At 71.9% G+C, this 15,547-nt stretch carries 14 protein-coding genes and 1 pseudogene; 9 read left to right on the forward strand and 6 right to left on the reverse strand.

Annotated elements, in window-relative coordinates; genetic code table 11:
- Both OG2516_RS04715 and OG2516_RS04720 read right to left on the reverse strand, forming a co-directional pair.
- Positions 1 to 324: pseudogene (locus OG2516_RS04715) on the reverse strand (LPS export ABC transporter permease LptF); the annotation flags it as partial.
- A 25-nt stretch (positions 325 to 349) separates the two neighbouring features.
- The gene (locus OG2516_RS04720) at positions 350 to 928 is read right to left on the reverse strand and encodes a retropepsin-like aspartic protease family protein (RefSeq protein ID WP_007254482.1); all 579 of its coding nucleotides are present in this window, start codon (positions 926 to 928) and stop codon (positions 350 to 352) included.
- Positions 929 to 1,176: 248 nt separating this feature from the next.
- On the opposite strand from OG2516_RS04720, the gene OG2516_RS04725 reads away from it, so the two are divergent.
- The 8 genes from OG2516_RS04725 to OG2516_RS04760 all read left to right on the forward strand — a co-directional run bounded on the left by OG2516_RS04725 (position 1,177) and on the right by OG2516_RS04760 (position 9,994).
- On the forward strand, positions 1,177 to 2,163 hold the full coding sequence (locus OG2516_RS04725; protein WP_007254483.1) for a cytochrome c oxidase subunit II: 987 nt from the start codon (positions 1,177 to 1,179) through the stop codon (positions 2,161 to 2,163).
- Between the two features lie 83 nt (positions 2,164 to 2,246).
- Positions 2,247 to 4,754, forward strand: a complete 2,508-nt coding sequence (gene ctaD / locus OG2516_RS04730; protein WP_050769148.1) for a cytochrome c oxidase subunit I — start codon at positions 2,247 to 2,249, stop codon at positions 4,752 to 4,754.
- On the forward strand, positions 4,751 to 5,182 hold the full coding sequence (locus OG2516_RS04735) for a hypothetical protein (protein WP_007254485.1): 432 nt from the start codon (positions 4,751 to 4,753) through the stop codon (positions 5,180 to 5,182). Before ctaD ends, OG2516_RS04735 begins: the two co-directional genes overlap by 4 nt.
- Entirely contained in the window at positions 5,179 to 5,751 is a 573-nt protein-coding gene (locus OG2516_RS04740) for a cytochrome c oxidase assembly protein (RefSeq protein ID WP_007254486.1), read from the forward strand. Before OG2516_RS04735 ends, OG2516_RS04740 begins: the two co-directional genes overlap by 4 nt.
- The gene (locus OG2516_RS04745; protein ID WP_007254487.1) at positions 5,748 to 6,782 is read left to right on the forward strand and encodes a c-type cytochrome; all 1,035 of its coding nucleotides are present in this window, start codon (positions 5,748 to 5,750) and stop codon (positions 6,780 to 6,782) included. The genes OG2516_RS04740 and OG2516_RS04745 overlap by 4 nt, the downstream gene beginning before the upstream one ends.
- Positions 6,779 to 7,390 carry an exopolysaccharide biosynthesis protein gene (locus tag OG2516_RS04750; protein WP_007254488.1) on the forward strand — a complete coding sequence of 204 codons (612 nt, stop codon included), beginning with the start codon at positions 6,779 to 6,781 and terminating at the stop codon, positions 7,388 to 7,390. The genes OG2516_RS04745 and OG2516_RS04750 overlap by 4 nt, the downstream gene beginning before the upstream one ends.
- 112 nt (positions 7,391 to 7,502) lie before the next feature.
- Positions 7,503 to 7,865, forward strand: a complete 363-nt coding sequence (locus OG2516_RS04755; RefSeq protein WP_007254489.1) for a hypothetical protein — start codon at positions 7,503 to 7,505, stop codon at positions 7,863 to 7,865.
- A gap of 23 nt (positions 7,866 to 7,888) precedes the next feature.
- On the forward strand, positions 7,889 to 9,994 hold the full coding sequence (locus OG2516_RS04760) for a pyrroloquinoline quinone-dependent dehydrogenase (protein ID WP_007254490.1): 2,106 nt from the start codon (positions 7,889 to 7,891) through the stop codon (positions 9,992 to 9,994).
- 76 nt (positions 9,995 to 10,070) lie between these two features.
- Here the strand turns inward: OG2516_RS04760 and OG2516_RS04765 are convergent, their stop codons facing one another.
- Positions 10,071 to 11,543, reverse strand: a complete 1,473-nt coding sequence (locus tag OG2516_RS04765; RefSeq protein ID WP_007254491.1) for a cobyric acid synthase — start codon at positions 11,541 to 11,543, stop codon at positions 10,071 to 10,073.
- Positions 11,544 to 11,781: 238 nt separating this feature from the next.
- Here OG2516_RS04765 and OG2516_RS04770 point away from each other — a divergent pair, with 238 nt between their 5' ends.
- Positions 11,782 to 12,357: a hypothetical protein gene (locus tag OG2516_RS04770; protein ID WP_007254492.1), complete on the forward strand. Its 576-nt coding sequence runs from the start codon at positions 11,782 to 11,784 to the stop codon at positions 12,355 to 12,357.
- Positions 12,358 to 12,419: 62 nt separating this feature from the next.
- On the opposite strand, the gene OG2516_RS04775 is transcribed toward OG2516_RS04770, so the two are convergent.
- The 3 genes from OG2516_RS04775 to OG2516_RS04785 form a co-directional block, all read right to left on the reverse strand.
- The gene (locus tag OG2516_RS04775; protein ID WP_007254493.1) at positions 12,420 to 12,743 is read right to left on the reverse strand and encodes a DUF6280 family protein; all 324 of its coding nucleotides are present in this window, start codon (positions 12,741 to 12,743) and stop codon (positions 12,420 to 12,422) included.
- 238 nt (positions 12,744 to 12,981) lie between these two features.
- Positions 12,982 to 13,713, reverse strand: coding sequence for a CAF17-like 4Fe-4S cluster assembly/insertion protein YgfZ (gene ygfZ / locus OG2516_RS04780; RefSeq protein WP_007254494.1), 732 nt, complete (start codon positions 13,711 to 13,713; stop codon positions 12,982 to 12,984).
- 9 nt (positions 13,714 to 13,722) lie between these two features.
- Entirely contained in the window at positions 13,723 to 15,492 is a 1,770-nt protein-coding gene (locus tag OG2516_RS04785; protein ID WP_040614977.1) for an ABC transporter ATP-binding protein, read from the reverse strand.
- Between the last annotated feature and the right edge of the window lie 55 nt (positions 15,493 to 15,547).

Below are 15,547 nucleotides of genomic sequence, written 5' to 3' on the forward strand. Positions count from 1 at the left end.
GAGCACCGGCCCCACGAAGCCGAGCAGCGCCTTGTTCATCCGGTCGTGCACCTCCGCGCGCAGCGCCACCGCCGGCCGCTCGATCTGCGCCTGCAGCGCCGAGCTCGCCTGCAGCAACGGCCCGCTCCAGACGTTGCGCTCGCGCAGCCGGCCGGGCTCCTCGGACACGATCAGGCGGCCGATGTCGTAGGTGAAGTCGTTGAAGCGGGTGGTGTAGAGCCGCTGGTCGGAGCCGCGCAGGGTCTGGGCGAGGCCGTCGACCATCACCAGCTGCGGCCCCCCCTCGGAGCGCACGAGGTAGGCGGTCGCGGCGGTGTAGATCACCTGCCGGCCGGACTCGGGCCCTCCCTCACCGCGTCAGGACCAGCCTGTTGCCGCTGATCTCGATCCGCTCGAACCGGCCGAGATAGCCCATTCCCAGCAGCGAGCCGAACAGCGCGCCCTCGTTGACCACGGCGCGCACGTCGCTGTCGCGGATCGGGCCGAGCTGGACGCTGTCGAGGTAGACGACGGCGGTGCCGACGAGGCCGTTGGCGGTCCGGGCGCTGCCGATGTAGTCGAGCCCGTCCGGGTCGATCCCGACGCGGCGGGCGTCTTCGCGGCTGAGCACGATCTCGGTGGCGCCGGTGTCGACGACGAAGTCGACCGGCACGCCGTTGACCTGCAGCGTCAGCGCGTAGTGCCCGTCGATTCCGCGCGGCACCTCGACCCGGTTCTCCGACACCACGCTCTGGCGCGGCGCCACGTCGTCGCGGATGTCGCCCCAGAGGCCGATGGCCGCGATCACGCCGAGGAAGATCAGGCCCCAGACCGTGGCCTGCTGCAGCATCTTCCCGAACTGGCCCCGGTTCTGCACGACGAACCACCCGGCGATGGCGATGCCGAGGAGCGCGAGGTAGGCGAAGCGGGCGAAATCGTCTCCGGTCATGGCTCAGATATGGCCCCGCCGGGCGCGGGATGCCACCGCTTCCTGTGGGCCGGGCGCGGCCGCTCCGCCACGTCGGGCGCGGAGGCGAGGTGGCTATTTGCATATTTGGGGCCAGATGAAGGGGGGCGCGGGCCCGACCCCGGGGGTGATCACGAAATCGGGAACCGAAGTTGAACCGGGCGGTTCACCCGGTGCGGCCAGTCGGCAGCGAGTGACGGGGTGGAAGTGCAAGTTCGGTTCGAGAGACGATGCGTCTGACCGGTGCGGCCACGGCCGCGGCGGCGGCCGCGCTGTCGCTCGCGGGGTGCGCGGGGCGGCAATCGGCGCTGAGTCCGGGCGGCGCGGACGCCGCGGCGCTGGGCACGCTGTTCTGGGTCATGCTGGGCGGCGCGGTGCTGCTGTGGCTGGCGATGAACGGGATGTTCTTCTACGTCACCCGCGTCAACGCCTCCGCCATGCCGCGCAGGCTCGCCAACGGGATGGTCATCGGCGGCGGGATCGTGCTGCCGACGATCCTGCTGGGGGCGCTGCTCGGCTGGGGGCTGTCGATCCTGCCCGACCAGCGCCAGCCCGACGACGGCCTGACGATCCGGGTGCACGGCGAGCAATGGTGGTGGCGCGTCGAGTACTGGCCCGAGGGCGCCGCGGCGCCCGTCGTGTCGGCCAACGAGATCCGGCTGCCGGTGGGCGAGCGGGTGGGGTTCCGGCTCGACAGCGACCAGGTGATCCACTCGTTCTGGATCCCCTCGCTCGGCGGCAAGATGGACATGTTCCCCGGCCGCGAGACCTACGTCTCGCTCGAGGCCGAGGCGCCGGGGGTCTATCGCGGGCAATGCGCGGAATTCTGCGGCGAGAGCCATGCGTGGATGGCGTTCGAGGCGGTGGCGATGCCGCCGGACGCGTTCGACGCCTGGCTCGACGCGGAGGCGGGCGCCGCGGCCGCGCCCGAGGGCGGGGCGGCCGAGCGCGGCGCCGCGCTGTTCGCGCGGGAGGGCTGCGGCGCCTGCCACGCGATCCGCGGGACCGGGCATGTGGGGCAGGTGGGGCCGGACCTCACCCACGTGGGCGGCCGCCGGAGCATCGGCGCGGGGCGGCTCGCGGCCACGCCCGAGGCCTTCGCCGCCTGGATCACCCACACCGACAGCCTCAAGCCCGGAGTGCGCATGCCGAGCTACGATCACCTCTCCGACGCGGACGCCGCCGCGCTCGCGGCCTACCTCGCGGGGCTGACGTGAGCCGGCGCGACGACAGCCCGGCCGCCGCCGGCGAGCACGCCGACGAGCGCGCGCCGCGCGGGCCCTACCCGCCCACCGAGGCGATGCTCGCCGAGCCGGTGCCGCCCGAGCTGCAGGCGGCGCAGGCGGAACGGCTGCGCAAGGCGTGGGAGACGCCGAAGGGCTGGCGCTACTGGTCGGCGGTCAACAACTCGGAGGTCGGCGTCTGGTACTCGCTGACCGCCTTCTGCTTCATGCTGCTGGCCGGCCTGATGGCGCTCATGATCCGCGTGCAGCTCGCCGTTCCCGAGAACGACGCGATCTCCGCCGATCTCTTCAACCAGCTCTTCACGATGCACGGCTCGGCGATGATGTTCCTCTTCGCGGTGCCGATCTTCGAGGCGATCTCGATCCTGATCCTGCCCGCGATGCTGGGGGCGCGCGACATGCCGTTCCCGCGGCTGTCGGCCTACGGCTACTGGTCGTTCCTGATCGGCGGCATCTTCGTGATGGGCTCGATCCTGTTCGACGTCGCGCCGCGCGCGGGCTGGTTCATGTACCCGCCGCTCGCCACCGAGGAGAAGGGGCCGGGCTCGGACATCTGGCTGCTGGGGCTGTCGTTCATCGAGATCGCCTCCATCGCGGCGGCGGTGGAGCTGATCGTGGGGACGCTCAAGTGCCGGCCGCCGGGGATGCGGGTCAACATCATGCCGCTCTATGCGTGGTACGTGATGGTGGTGGGCGGCATGATCCTGTTCGCCTTCCCGCCGCTGATCGCGGGCGACTTCCTGTTCGAGCTCGAGCGGTCGTTCGACTGGCCGTTCTTCGACCCCACGCGCGGGGGCGACCCGATGCTGTGGCAGCACCTGTTCTGGATCTTCGGCCACCCGGAGGTCTACATCGTCTTCCTGCCCTCGATCGCCATCGCGGCGATGATCGTGCCGACCGTCGCGCGGCGGCCGATCGTGGGGTATTCGTGGATCGTGCTCTCCGCCGTGGGCACCGGCTTCCTGAGCTTCGGACTCTGGGTGCACCACATGTTCACCACTGGGCTGCCCAACATCTCGCTCGGCTTCTTCTCCGCCGCCTCCGAGGCGGTGGTGATCCCGACCGGCATCCAGCTCTTCGCCTTCGCGGCGACGCTGATGGTGGGCCGGGTGCGGGTCAACCTGCCGATGCTGTGGATCGCGGGCGGGCTGGCGATCTTCACCGCCGGCGGGCTGACGGGGGTGATGCTGGCCATCGCGCCGTTCGACTTCCAGGCGCACGACAGCTACTTCGTCGTCGCGCACCTGCACTACACGCTGTTCGGCGGGATGGTCTTCCCGGTGATCGCGGGGGTCTACTACTTCTACCCGTTCATCGCCAAGAAGCGGCTGTCGGACCGGCTCGGCAAGTGGGCCTTCTGGCTGATCTTCGTCGGCTTCAACCTCACCTTCCTGCCGATGCACCTGACCGGCCTGCTGGGGATGCCGCGCCGCATCTACGCCTACCCCGCGGGGCTGGGCTGGGACTGGCTCAACCTGCTGTCGAGCACCGCGGCCTTCGTCATCGCCGCCGGCTTCGCCGTCTTCCTGGTCGACCTGCTGCGCCCGAAGTCGCGCCAGCCGCAGATCGCGCGCAATCCGTGGGAGGCGGGGACGCTCGAGTGGTCGCACGACGTGCCCGAGGAGGCCTGGGGTGCGCGCTCGGTGCCCTACATCACCAAGCGCTACCCGCTTTGGGACCAGCCCAAGCTCGTCGAGCGGATGGATGCGGGGCGCTACTACCTCGGCGACGCCGAGGAGGGCTTTCGCGAGACGATGATCACCAGCGTGATCGACGCGCGCCCGCTGCAGGTCCAGCGGGTGACGGGGCCGACATGGAAGACCCACGGGGCCGCGATCTTCACCGGGGGCGCGTTCATCTTCCCGACGTTCCACATCTACTGGCCGGCGATCCTGTGCGGCGCCATCGCCGTCGGCTTCATCATCTGGTGGCTCTGGAGCGACACCGCGCGGCCGCCCGAGAAGGAGATGAAGGACGTCGGCCTCGGCCTCAGTCTGCCGACCTACGCCTCGGGGCCCAAGTCCGTCGGCTGGTGGGCGATGTGGATCACCATGCTGGGCGATGCGACGGCCTTCGCGAGCGTGATCTTCGGGTTCTTCTTCTACTGGACCGCCTCGCCCGACTTCCCGCCTCCCGAGGCGCTCGATCCGGTGGCGTGGCTCGTCGGGCTGGCGGCGGCGGCGATGGCGCTGGCCTGGGCGCTGACCCGCGCGGCGCGCTCGCTCAACCGCGCCGGCCGGCTCGCGGCGGCGCGCGGCGCGCTGGCGGTGGCGCCGGCGGCGACGCTGCTGGGGGCCGGCGCTCTGATCTTCTCGGTGCTGCACATGTCGCCGACGGCGCACGTCTACCCGGCGATCATGTGGGCGATCATGGTCTGGGTCGTGGTGCACAGCGGGGTGGGGGCGATCATGCAGCTCTACTGTCTCGCCGGCTCGCTCGCCGGCAAGATGACCCCGCGCTTCGATGCCGACATCTGGAACGTCGCGCTGTTCTGGCACTTCCACGCGCTCTCGGCCCTCGTCGCCTGCGCGGTGCTGGGCCTCGCCCCGATGGTGCTGACATGAGCGCCCGGCACGATCCGCAGCGGCGGCGCGACAGGCCCGCCGAGCGGGACGAGGAGCGCCGCGCCTTCCGCGAGGAGGCGGAGAGCCTGGTCCGCATCACCGCCGCCCCGACGATCTGGTCGGGCCACTTCCTGCTCTGCTACTGCGCCGTCGCCATCGCCTGCGCCAAGGCGGGGGCCGTGCCGGGCTGGCTGACGGGCGGGCTGCTGGCGGCGTCGGTCGCGGCGCTGGCGGCCATCGGCTGGGTCGGGTGGCGGGCGTTCCGGCAGTGGAACGTCACCGACACCGGCGACTTCTCCAATCCGGAAGGCGAGGCCGAGGACCGGCACGAGTTCCTCGGCCACGCCGCCTTCCTGCTGGCGATCATCTCGTTCATCGGCGTCGTCTACGTCACGATGCCGCTGCTGCTCGTGGAGGGCTGCCGGTGAGACCGCGCTACCTCCTTCCCGGCCTCGCGCTGCTGGCGCTGATCTGGCTGCTGCCGCTCGAGAGCTGGGCGGCGGGCTTTCCCGTCCACATGGTGCGGCACATGACGCTGGTGGCGCTCGCCGCGCCGCTGATCGTGCTCGGGCTGCCGGGGCTGGCGGTGCTGCTGGCGCTGAGCCCGCTGGCGGCGGCGGCGCTGGAGTTCGTCGTAGTCTGGGCGTGGCACCTGCCGCGGCTGCACGGCGCGGCGCGCACCGACGGCGTCGCCTTCGCGGCCGAGCAGGCGAGCTTCCTGATCGCGGGGCTGATGGTCTGGGCCGGCTGCCTCGGCGCGCGCCAGCCGCTGGCCGGGGCGGGCGGGCTGCTGCTGACGTCGATGCACATGACCCTGCTCGGCGCGCTGCTCGTGCTCGCCCCGCGCGACCTCTACGCCGCCTTCTGCGGCACCCCGCCCGACCTGACGGCGCAGCAGCTCGGGGGGATGCTGATGCTCGCCACCGGCACCCCGGTCTACCTCGTCGCGGGGCTCGCACTGACCGGACGGGCGCTCGCGCCGGAGGAGGCGGTATGAGGCGGGTGCTCTTGACGCTCGCCGCGCTCGCGGCGCTCGGCCTGGTCGGCGCGGCGGCGACGGTGGGGATCGGGCTCTACAACGTTTCGGCGCAGGAGGGCCACTGGCCGGGCGTGCGCTGGGTGCTGCACACCACCTTCCGCAATTCCGTCGAGCTGCGCGCGATGCCCGAGGACGCGGTGCCCGACCTCTCCGACCCGGCCCTCGCCGCGCTGGGCGCACGCCACTTCGCGAGCGCCTGCGCCCCCTGCCACGCCGCGCCGGGGGCGGATCGCACCGCGACGATGCGGGCGATGCTGCCGGTGCCGCCGCCCATCGGGCAGGCGGTGGGCGAGTGGTCGGCGGCCGAGCTGCACTGGATCGTCTATAACGGCATCAAGATGAGCGGGATGCCCGCCTGGCCCGGCCGCGAGCGCGAGGCGGAGGTTTGGCCCGTCGTCGCCTACCTGCAGGACGTGCAGGCAGGCGACGGCGCGCTGCCGCCGCCGCCGCCGGAGCTGCCCGCCGACGCGCCCGAGCACGCGGCCTACTGCGCCGGCTGTCACGGCAGCATCGAGGGCCACGTGCCCCGGCTCGACATCCAGAACGCCGCCTACCTGCTGGAAGAGCTCGAGGAATTCCGGGAGGGCAGTCGCCAGAGCGGGATCATGGAGCACGCCGCCTCCGCCGTGCCCGAGGCGGCGCTGGCCGACCTCGCCGCGTGGTTCGCCGCCCGCCCGGCCACGGGCACGGCGGGAGAGGGGCCGCGGGAGGGGGCGGCGCTGGCGATGCGCGGCACCCGCGACGTGCCCGCCTGCAGCGCCTGCCACGGCCCCGGCGCGACCCGCGCGCGGCCCGACATCCCGCTGCTCGAGGGGCAGGACCGCCACTACCTCGCCGTCCAGCTCCGGCTCTGGCGCGACGGCGTGCGGCACGGCTCGGAGCTGATGGCGGCCGCGGCGCGCGAGCTGAGCGACGCCGAGATCGACCTGCTCGCGGCCTGGTACGCCGCACAGGAACCGCGCGACGCCGAGGAGGTTGCCGCCCCATGACCGACCCGTCGCCCGATCCCGCTGCACCGCCGGCCCTCACGTCCGTCCGGGCGGTCGTCGACCAGCTCCACCGCGCCGCCGACGGCGAGACCACGCGGATGCGCGAGGTGGTCCGCTCGCTGGGCGAGGCCTCCTTCGTGCCCGTGCTCATGGCCCCCGCGCTCGCGGTGGTGACGCCGCTGTCGGGCATCCCGCTGTTCTCGTCGGTCTGCGGCATCCTGATCGCGCTCGTCTCGGCGCAGATGCTGTTCGACCGCGACCACCTGTGGCTGCCCGAGTGGATCATGAAGCGGAAGATCTCCTCCGAGCGGGTGCGCGGCGCGGTGGAGAAGATGCGCAAGCCCGCCGACTTCCTCGACAGCCACTCGCGGGAGCGGCTGTCGATCCTCGTGCGGCGGCCCTTCAAGTGGATCACCCAGAGCGCCTGCATGATCTGCGGCCTCGCCATGCCGCTGTTCGAACTGGTGCCGTTCACCTCGTCGATCCTCGGCACGGCGGTGGTGCTGTTCTCGCTGTCGCTGCTGGTGCGCGACGGGCTCTACGCGCTGTTCGCCTTCGTCTTCGTCGCCGGCGGCGGGCTGCTGGTCTGGACGATCCTCGGCGGATGACGCGGCTTCACGTTCGCGCGCGGCGAAGGAACCATCCGGCAGGGCACGGGGAACGACTTCGGACGGTTGGTGTTGATCGGGCGAATGGTGCCGCGAGTACGAGGGTTGGCCGATGACGACACACGATTATGACCGTTCCACCCACGGGTCGGGCTGGGCCGTCAAGCTGCTCGGCTGGATCTGCATCCTGCTCGGGCTGGTCATCGGCGGGCTCGGCCTGTGGCTGATCATCCTCGGCGGCAGCTGGTACTACGGCCTCGCCGGGATCGGCCTCGTCGCGACGGGCGTGCTCCTCAACCAGGGCAGCATGGCGGCCGTCTGGGTCTACCTGCTGACATGGCTCGGCACCCTCGGCTGGGCCTGGTGGGAGGTCGGCGCGGAATGGTGGGCGCAGCTGCCGCGCCTGCTGGCCCCGACGCTGATCCTCATCGCCGTGCTGCTCTGCATCCCGGCCCTGTCCCGCCGCCGCCGCTGACGTACCCGTTCCCGGAGAAGCCCATGCCCCTTCGTTCCGCTTCCCTCGCCCTTCTCCTCGCCACCGTCGCCCCCGCGCCGCTGCTGCACGCGCAGGTCGCCGAGATCGTCACCTCCCCGGAGACCGAATTGCCCGACGAGGCGCCCGCACCCGAAGCGCCCGCCGACGAGGCTTCGCCGGACGTCGCTGCCGAGGAGACGTCCGTCACGAGCACGCAGGAAGCCGCCGCGCGCGATGTCGGCGCGGACTGGCCCTACTGGGGCGGCGACGCCGAGGCGACGCGCTACTCGCCGCTCGACCAGATCACCCGCGACAATGTCGGCGAGCTGGAGGAAGTCTTCACCTACCGCACCGGCGATCTGCCGAGCCCCGAGGCGGAGGGCAGGTATTCGCCCGAGACCACGCCGCTCAAGGTCGACGACCAGCTGCTGCTCTGCTCGGCGATGAACATCCTGATCGCCATCGACGCCGCCACCGGCGAGGAGAACTGGCGCTACGACCCCGGCGTCCCCGACGCCGCCATCCCCTACGGCGCGACCTGCCGGGGCGTGACGCTCTACGTCGATCCCGAGGCCGAGGAGGGCGCGCCCTGCGCGACCCGCGTCATCCAGGCGACGCTCGACGCCAAGCTCGTCGCCGTCGACGTCGAGACGGGCGCGCCCTGCGAGGGGTTCGGCGAGAACGGCACCGTCGACCTGTGGCAGGACATCGGCGAGCGCGTGCCCGGCTGGTACGCCGTCACCGCGCCGCCGGTCGTCGTCAACGGCGTGCTCGTCACCGGCGCGCAGGTCAAGGACGGGCAGGCCGAGGACGCGCCCTCGGGCGTCGTGCGCGGCTTCGACGCGGTGACGGGCGAGCTCGCCTGGGCCTGGGACCTCGGCGCGCCCGAGCAGAACCGCGACGGCCCGCCCGAGGGCGAGGTCTATACCCGCGGCACGCCCAACATGTGGACCACCGCCACCGCCGACGAGGACCTGGGCCTCGTCTACCTGCCGATGGGCAACTCGTCGGTCGACTACTACGGCTCCAACCGCAGCGAGGCCGAGAACGAGTACGCCACCGCCCTCGTCGCCCTCGACGGCGCCACGGGCGAGGTCGCCTGGCACTTCCAGACCGTGCGCCACGACGTGTGGGACTACGACCTCGGCAGCCAGGTCACGCTGATCGACTACGAGGGCACCCCTGCGCTCGTGCTGCCGTCCAAGCAGGGCGACATCTACATTCTCGACCGCGCGACCGGCGAGCCGCTGACGCCCGTGGGCGAGCTCACCGACCTGCCGCAGGGCGAGATCGAGCCCGACTACATCTCCGACACGCAGCCGATCTCCGAGTGGCATACCCTGCGCAAGGAGGACCTCACCGAGCGCGACATGTGGGGCTTCACCCCGATCGATCAGCTCTGGTGCCGGATCATGTTCCGCCGTGCCAACTACCAGGGCGTCTACACCCCGCCGTCGTCCGAGCGGCCGTGGATCCAGTATCCGGGCTACAACGGCGGCTCCGACTGGGGCTCCGTCGCCGTCGATCCCGAGCGCGGGCTGATCATCGCCAACTACAACGACATCCCCAACTACAACCGCCTGATCCCGCGCGAGGAGGCCGACGAGCGTGGCCTCACGCCGATCGACGAGGCGCCGCCCGAGGGCAGCCCCGAGGGCGCGGGCGACCCGCAGGCGGGCTCGCCCTACGCCATCGAGGTCAACGCCGGCTGGCGCAATTCGGCGACGGGAATGCCCTGCACCGACCCGCCTTTCGGCGGCATCCGCGCCATCGACCTCGCCACCGGCGACACCGTCTGGGACCGCCCGCTCGGCACCGCCCGGCGCAACGGCCCCTTCGGCATCCCCTCGTTCCTGCCGCTCGACATCGGCACCCCCAACAACGGCGGCTCCGTCGTCACCGCGAGCGGGCTGGTCTTCATCGGCGCGGCGACCGACAACCTGTTCCGCGCCATCGATATCGAGACGGGCGAGACGGTCTGGTCGACGGTGCTGCCCGCCGGCGGACAGGCGAACCCGATCACCTACGAGGTGGACGGGCGGCAATACGTGATGATCGCGGCGACGGGGCATCATTTCATGGAGACGCCGACGGGGGACTACCTCATCGCCTGGGCGCTGCCGGAGTGAGTTGACCCGGGGCCTGTGCCCGGCGGAGGTGTCGGAGCCTCCGGCGGGGATATTTTCAGGACAGAGGTTGCGGCCGTCAGTGCGGGACGGGGGCGGCGAGCGCGTAGAGGCGGTCGAGGTCCAGGTGTGTCTCGAGGTGGTGGGCGAGGGCGTCGAGGGTCGCCTCGACCTCGGCCTCGTGGCGGCGCGGCGCGGCCGGGGCGCCGAGCGCGGTGAGGGTGGCGGCGCGGAAGGCGTCGGAGGCGAACAGGCCGTGCAGGTACGAGCCGCGCACGAGGCCGTCGGGAGAGGCGGCGCCCTCGGGGCGGCCGTCGAGGGTGAGCCAGGCGCGGGCGCAGTCGGGGCCGGTGGTCTGGCCGATGTGGATCTCGTAGCCCTCGACCGGCGCGCCGGTGGCGCGATCGGCGCCGCTGGCGAGGGTGACGCGCTTGTCGGGGGCCATGATTGTGGCGACGTCGAGCAGGCCGAGGCCCTCGACCGTCGCCGGCGGGCCCTCGATGCCGTGCGGGTCGGCGATGGTGCGCCCGAGCATCTGGTAGCCGCCGCAGAGGCCCAGGACATGCCCGCCGCGCCGGACGTGGGCGGCGAGGTCGATGTCCCAGCCCTGGGCGCGCAGGTCGGCGAGGTCGGCGATGGTGGACTTCGAGCCGGGCAGCAGCACGAGGGCGGCGTCGCCGGGAAGCGGGCGGCCGGGCGGGATGATGTCGACGGTGACGCCGGGCTCTGCGGCGAGCGGGTCGAGGTCGTCGAAGTTGGCGATGCGGCCCAGGCGGGGAACCGCGATCCTGAGGGCGCCGCCGGGACGGGTGGCGAGGTCGAGGATGTCCTCGGCGGGCAGCCGCCAGGCGTCGGCGAACCAGGGGGCGATGCCGAGGGAGGTCCAGCCGGTGTGCCCGGTGATCGCGGTGAGACCTTCATGGAAAAGGTGAGGATCGCCTCGGAACTTGTTGATGATGAACGCTTTGATCCGCGATCGGTCTTGCGCGGGGAGGATCGTGGCGGTGCCGACGAGCTGGGCGATGACGCCGCCGCGGTCGATGTCGCCGGCGAGGATGACGGGGCAGTCGGCGGCCTCGGCGAAGCCCATGTTGGCGATGTCGCCGGCGCGCAGGTTGATCTCGGCGGGGCTGCCGGCGCCTTCGACGAGGACCAGGTCGCGCCCGGCGGCGAGGCGGCGGTAGCTTTCGAGGACCCTGGGCAGCAGCGTCGCCTTCATCTTTCCGTAATCTTTTGCCGCTTGCGTGGCGGCGCGGTGGCCCTGGACGATCACCTGCGCGCCCGTGTCGGTCTCCGGCTTCAGCAGGACGGGGTTCATGTCGGTGTGCGGGGCGAGGCCGGCGGCGCGGGCCTGCAGCGCCTGCGCGCGGCCGATCTCGCCGCCGTCGTCGGTCACGGCGGCGTTGTTGGACATGTTCTGCGGCTTGAACGGTGCGACGTTCAGGCCCCGGCGCAGCGCGGCCCGCGCAAGGCCGGCGACGAGGAGGGACTTGCCGACGTTGGAGCCGGTGCCCTGGATCATGAGGGCGCGGGGGACGGCCGTGCGGGTCATGGAGCGGCTGTGCGGCTCGGGGGGCAGGCCAGCCCGACGACGTGCGGGGCGGGCGGTATGGGCATAGACGTCCGCGATGCGGCGCTGTGGGAGGCGACGGCGCGGCGCCTGGCGCATGCCGGAGCGGCGACGGCCTCCGCCCAGGTGGGCGGAGCGGCGGGTGGCGTGCGCATCGGCTTGGCTTTCGGCTCTCTCACGGGCACCTTGATAGGGACAGGGCCGAGGCGGGGGAAGAGGCGTGAACACGCCGGCGCACATCATCTTCGGAGCCGCCGCCTTCGCGCGCCCCGGCCGCCCCTGGGTGAGCGCGGCGGCGGTGCTGGGCGGGCTGCTGCCCGACCTGTCGCTGTACCTGCTCGCGGGGTGGCACCTGCTCTGGCTGGCGACGCCGCCGGAGGTGGTGTTTGGCGAGCTCTACTTCTCGGACGGCTGGACGCGGCTGTTCCGCATCGACAACAGCATCGTGCTCTGGAGCATCGGGCTCGCGCTCGGGCTGTGGCGGCGCAACGCGGTGGTGGTGGCGCTGGCGGGCGCGGCGCTGCTGCACCTGGCGCTCGACCTGCCGCTGCACCACGACGACGGGCGGCCGCACTTCTGGCCGCTGACCGACTGGGTCTTCGTCAGCCCGCTCAGCTACTGGGATCCGCGCCATCACGGCGGCCACGTCGGCCCGGTCGAGACGCTGGCGAGCCTCGCGCTGTGCGTGGTGCTGTGGCGGCGCTTCGCGGGGCTGTGGCCACGGCTGGCAGTGGTGGCGGCCGCGCTGAGCCAGCTCGCGCCGCTGGTGCTGTGGGCGCTGGTCTTCGCCGGCTGACCCCCGGAAAGCGAAAACGCGGCCCCGGAGGACCGCGTCTTTCGAAGCTCAGGCTGGTTCGATCAGGCTGCGGCCTGGGCAAGCTCGGCCGCGTGGCGGCGCTCGCTCTCCTCGCGCGACAGCGCGACGGAGGTGCGGACACCCTTGGCGACGAACTCCATCAGGCCGTTGACGACGCGTTCGTTCGGATCGATCCCGGCGCAGGAGAGCACTTCCCGCCCATCCCGGGACCGCGCCCAGCGAGCGATCTGCTCGGGGCCGTTACCGTACTTCTTGTCATCGGCGATCGCATCGTCGAGAGCAGCGAGCACCACCGCAGCGAAGAGCTTGCGGGCGCGATTGCCCTGCTCGTTGTTGAAGGCGGTGCCATCGACGAAATCGGTCATATGGTTTCCTTTGTTATTTGGTTGCGACTTTCGCCGCCTCGCGAATATGCAGTTTTCGGCCTGATTCGGCCCTCCGATCTCGGAATGCCAGTCATGCGCCGGGCGCATAGCCCCCGCTGAACTTCCGCCACATATAGGCGGCAGACGCCCGGACGGGTGGCCATGTAGGGGCCGTCGGGAAAGGTTCAAGGTTCTGCCATCTTCCGGACACATTCCTCCCGAATAGAGCCGGCCGCCTTTACGACAGGTAAACTCTCGCATCGCCGGCGGTCATCCGACCGGTCGCCCGGTCGTACCTGACGTAGGCGAGCCCTCGCGAGGCGCAAACGGTGTGGAGGATTCCCGCCGATCGGCCGTCGCTGACGATCTCGGTCCCGGGCTCGGCGGCGCCCTCGAGGCGGACCCGGGCGAGGCCCTTGCGCAGATCGGTCTTGTGCTTCATGCGCGCCGTGACTTCCTGGCCGACATAGCAGCCCTTGCGGAAGTCGACGCCGTTGAGCCGCTCGAACCCCATCTCAAGGACGTAGCTGTCGCCGTCGAGCTCGCGGCCCGCCTCGGGCACGACATGCTCGACGCGCAACGCGTCGAAGTCGGTGCCGTCGTCGCCCGCCCCGGTGCCGTAGAGCCGCCAGCCGAGCGCCGGGTGGCGCGGATCGGCGAACGCGCCCTCCGGGGCGGGGCCGGTGCCGCGCCGCACCGCGAGATCGATCTCGGCGAGGGCGACGTCGGCGCGCAGCCGGTACATCGACAGCCGCTGCGCCAGCGCCGGCGCGACGACGGCGGGTGCGTCGATGAGCAGCCGCTCGGGCTCGGCGAGCAGGAAGAAGTCGGCGATGTACTTGCCCTGCGGCGTCAGCAGCGCCGCGTAGCGCAGCCCGTCGCCGGGGGCGGGGACATTGTTGGTGACGAGGTTGTCGAGGAACTTGACCCGGTCGCTCCCGGTCAGCTCGAAGATCGTGCGGTCGCTCATCTGGCCTCCTCAGCCGTGCCTGGCATGCTGGAACTGGAGCCGGTGCAGCTCGGCGTACAGACCGCCGCGCGCCAGCAGCTCCTCGTGGCGCCCCTCGTCGACGACCCGGCCGCGATCGAGCACCACGATCTTGTCGGCGCTGCGCACCGTCGAGAGCCGGTGCGCGATCACCAGCGTCGTGCGCCCCTTGCTGAGCCGGTCGAGCGCGTCCTGCACCACCTGCTCGGATTTCGTGTCGAGTGCCGAGGTGGCCTCGTCGAGCAGCAGCACCGGCGTGTCGCGCAGCAGGGCGCGGGCGATGGCGACGCGCTGGCGCTGGCCGCCGGAGAGGTTCGAGCCGCGCGGCCCGGCGGGGCTGTCGAGGCCGTCGGCGAGGTTGGGCAGGAAGTCGGCGACATGGGCGGCCTCGAGCACGTGGTCGAGGTGGGCGGCCCCGACGTCGCGCCCGAGCAGGATGTTCTCGCGCAGGGTCTCGTCGAACAGCGCCGCGTCCTGCGAGACGACCGAGAACAGCCCGCGCAGCTCGGCGAGGTCCATCTCGTCCGTCGACACGCCGCCCACCGTCACGCGGCCGGCGGAGGGATCGACGAGGCGGGTCAGGACGTGGAAGATCGTGCTCTTGCCCGCGCCCGACGCCCCCACCAGCGCCGTCGTGCGGCCCGCCTCGGCGGTGAAGCTGACGCCGCGCAGCACCGGCATCTCGCCGTAGGCCAGCTCAACGCCCTCCAGCCGCACCTCGGGCGCGTCGCCCGTGGGGGCGGGGCGCGGGCGGGCCGGGCTGTCGATGGCCGGAGCGAGGCTGAGCAGGCCGAGGATGCGCTCGATCGAGGCGGCGGCGGTCTGCCACTTGCCCGAGAGCGCGCCGAGCCGGCGCAGCGGGTCGAAGGCGAGGCCGATGGCGGTGAAGAACGACATGAACTCGCCGACGGTCTTCTCGCCGGCGATGATCTCGTGACCGCCGTAGACGAGCACCCCGAAGAAGCCGATCCCCGACATCACGTCGAGCAGCGCGGGGATCGCGGACTGGCCGACGGCGGTCTGCACCTCGGCGCGCACCCGCTCGTCCACGAGGGCGGCGTCGCGCTCGGACTGGTAGCGCTCGAGGCTGTTGAGCTTGATCGGGTTGATGCCGTGGAACACCTCGTCGAGGCGCTGCGACATGCGGCTGGCGATGCCGCGCGCGCGGCGGCTGACGCGGCGGACGTACTTCTGCACGAAGAACGACGGGATCACGAGGAGCGGCGCGCCGATCAGCGTCACCGCCGTCCAGCGCCAGTCGATCGACAGCGCGACGCCGAACAGCCAGATCAGGCTGACCACGTCGCGCCCGAGCCCGGTGATGATCGTCGACCAGACGGTGTTGATCGCGACCACGTCGCCCTGCACCCGTTCGATCAGTTCGCCGGGCGAGCGCTGCTGGTGAAAGCCGCTGTCGAGCCGCATCAGGTGGCCGAGCAGGTCGCGCCGGATCGCGGCGGCGGTGCGTTGCGCGATGCGGGTGAGCAGGATCTTGTGGGCCATCGAGGCGAGGCCGCGGGCGATGAAGACGGCGAGGATCGACAGGCCGACCCACCAGATCGCCGAGCTGTCGCCGCCGACGAAGATTTGGTCGAACATCGGCTGGACGAGCAGGCTGATGAGGCCGAGCGACGAGCCCTCGACGGCCATGATCGCGAGCGCCAGGACCAGCCACGGCCAGTGCGGGCGCAGGTAATTGCCCCAGAGCCAGCGGAACAACGGCCGCGCGGCCTCGTCGCCGGGAAGGGGGGACTTGCTCATGGGGGGCAGATAAGGCCCCGGCGGCCGGGTTTGCAAGCGGCGGCGGAATCGGCGG

Origin of the sequence: Oceanicola granulosus HTCC2516 (assembly GCF_000153305.1) — a bacterium.
Classification (GTDB): Bacteria; Pseudomonadota; Alphaproteobacteria; order Rhodobacterales; family Rhodobacteraceae; genus Oceanicola; species Oceanicola granulosus.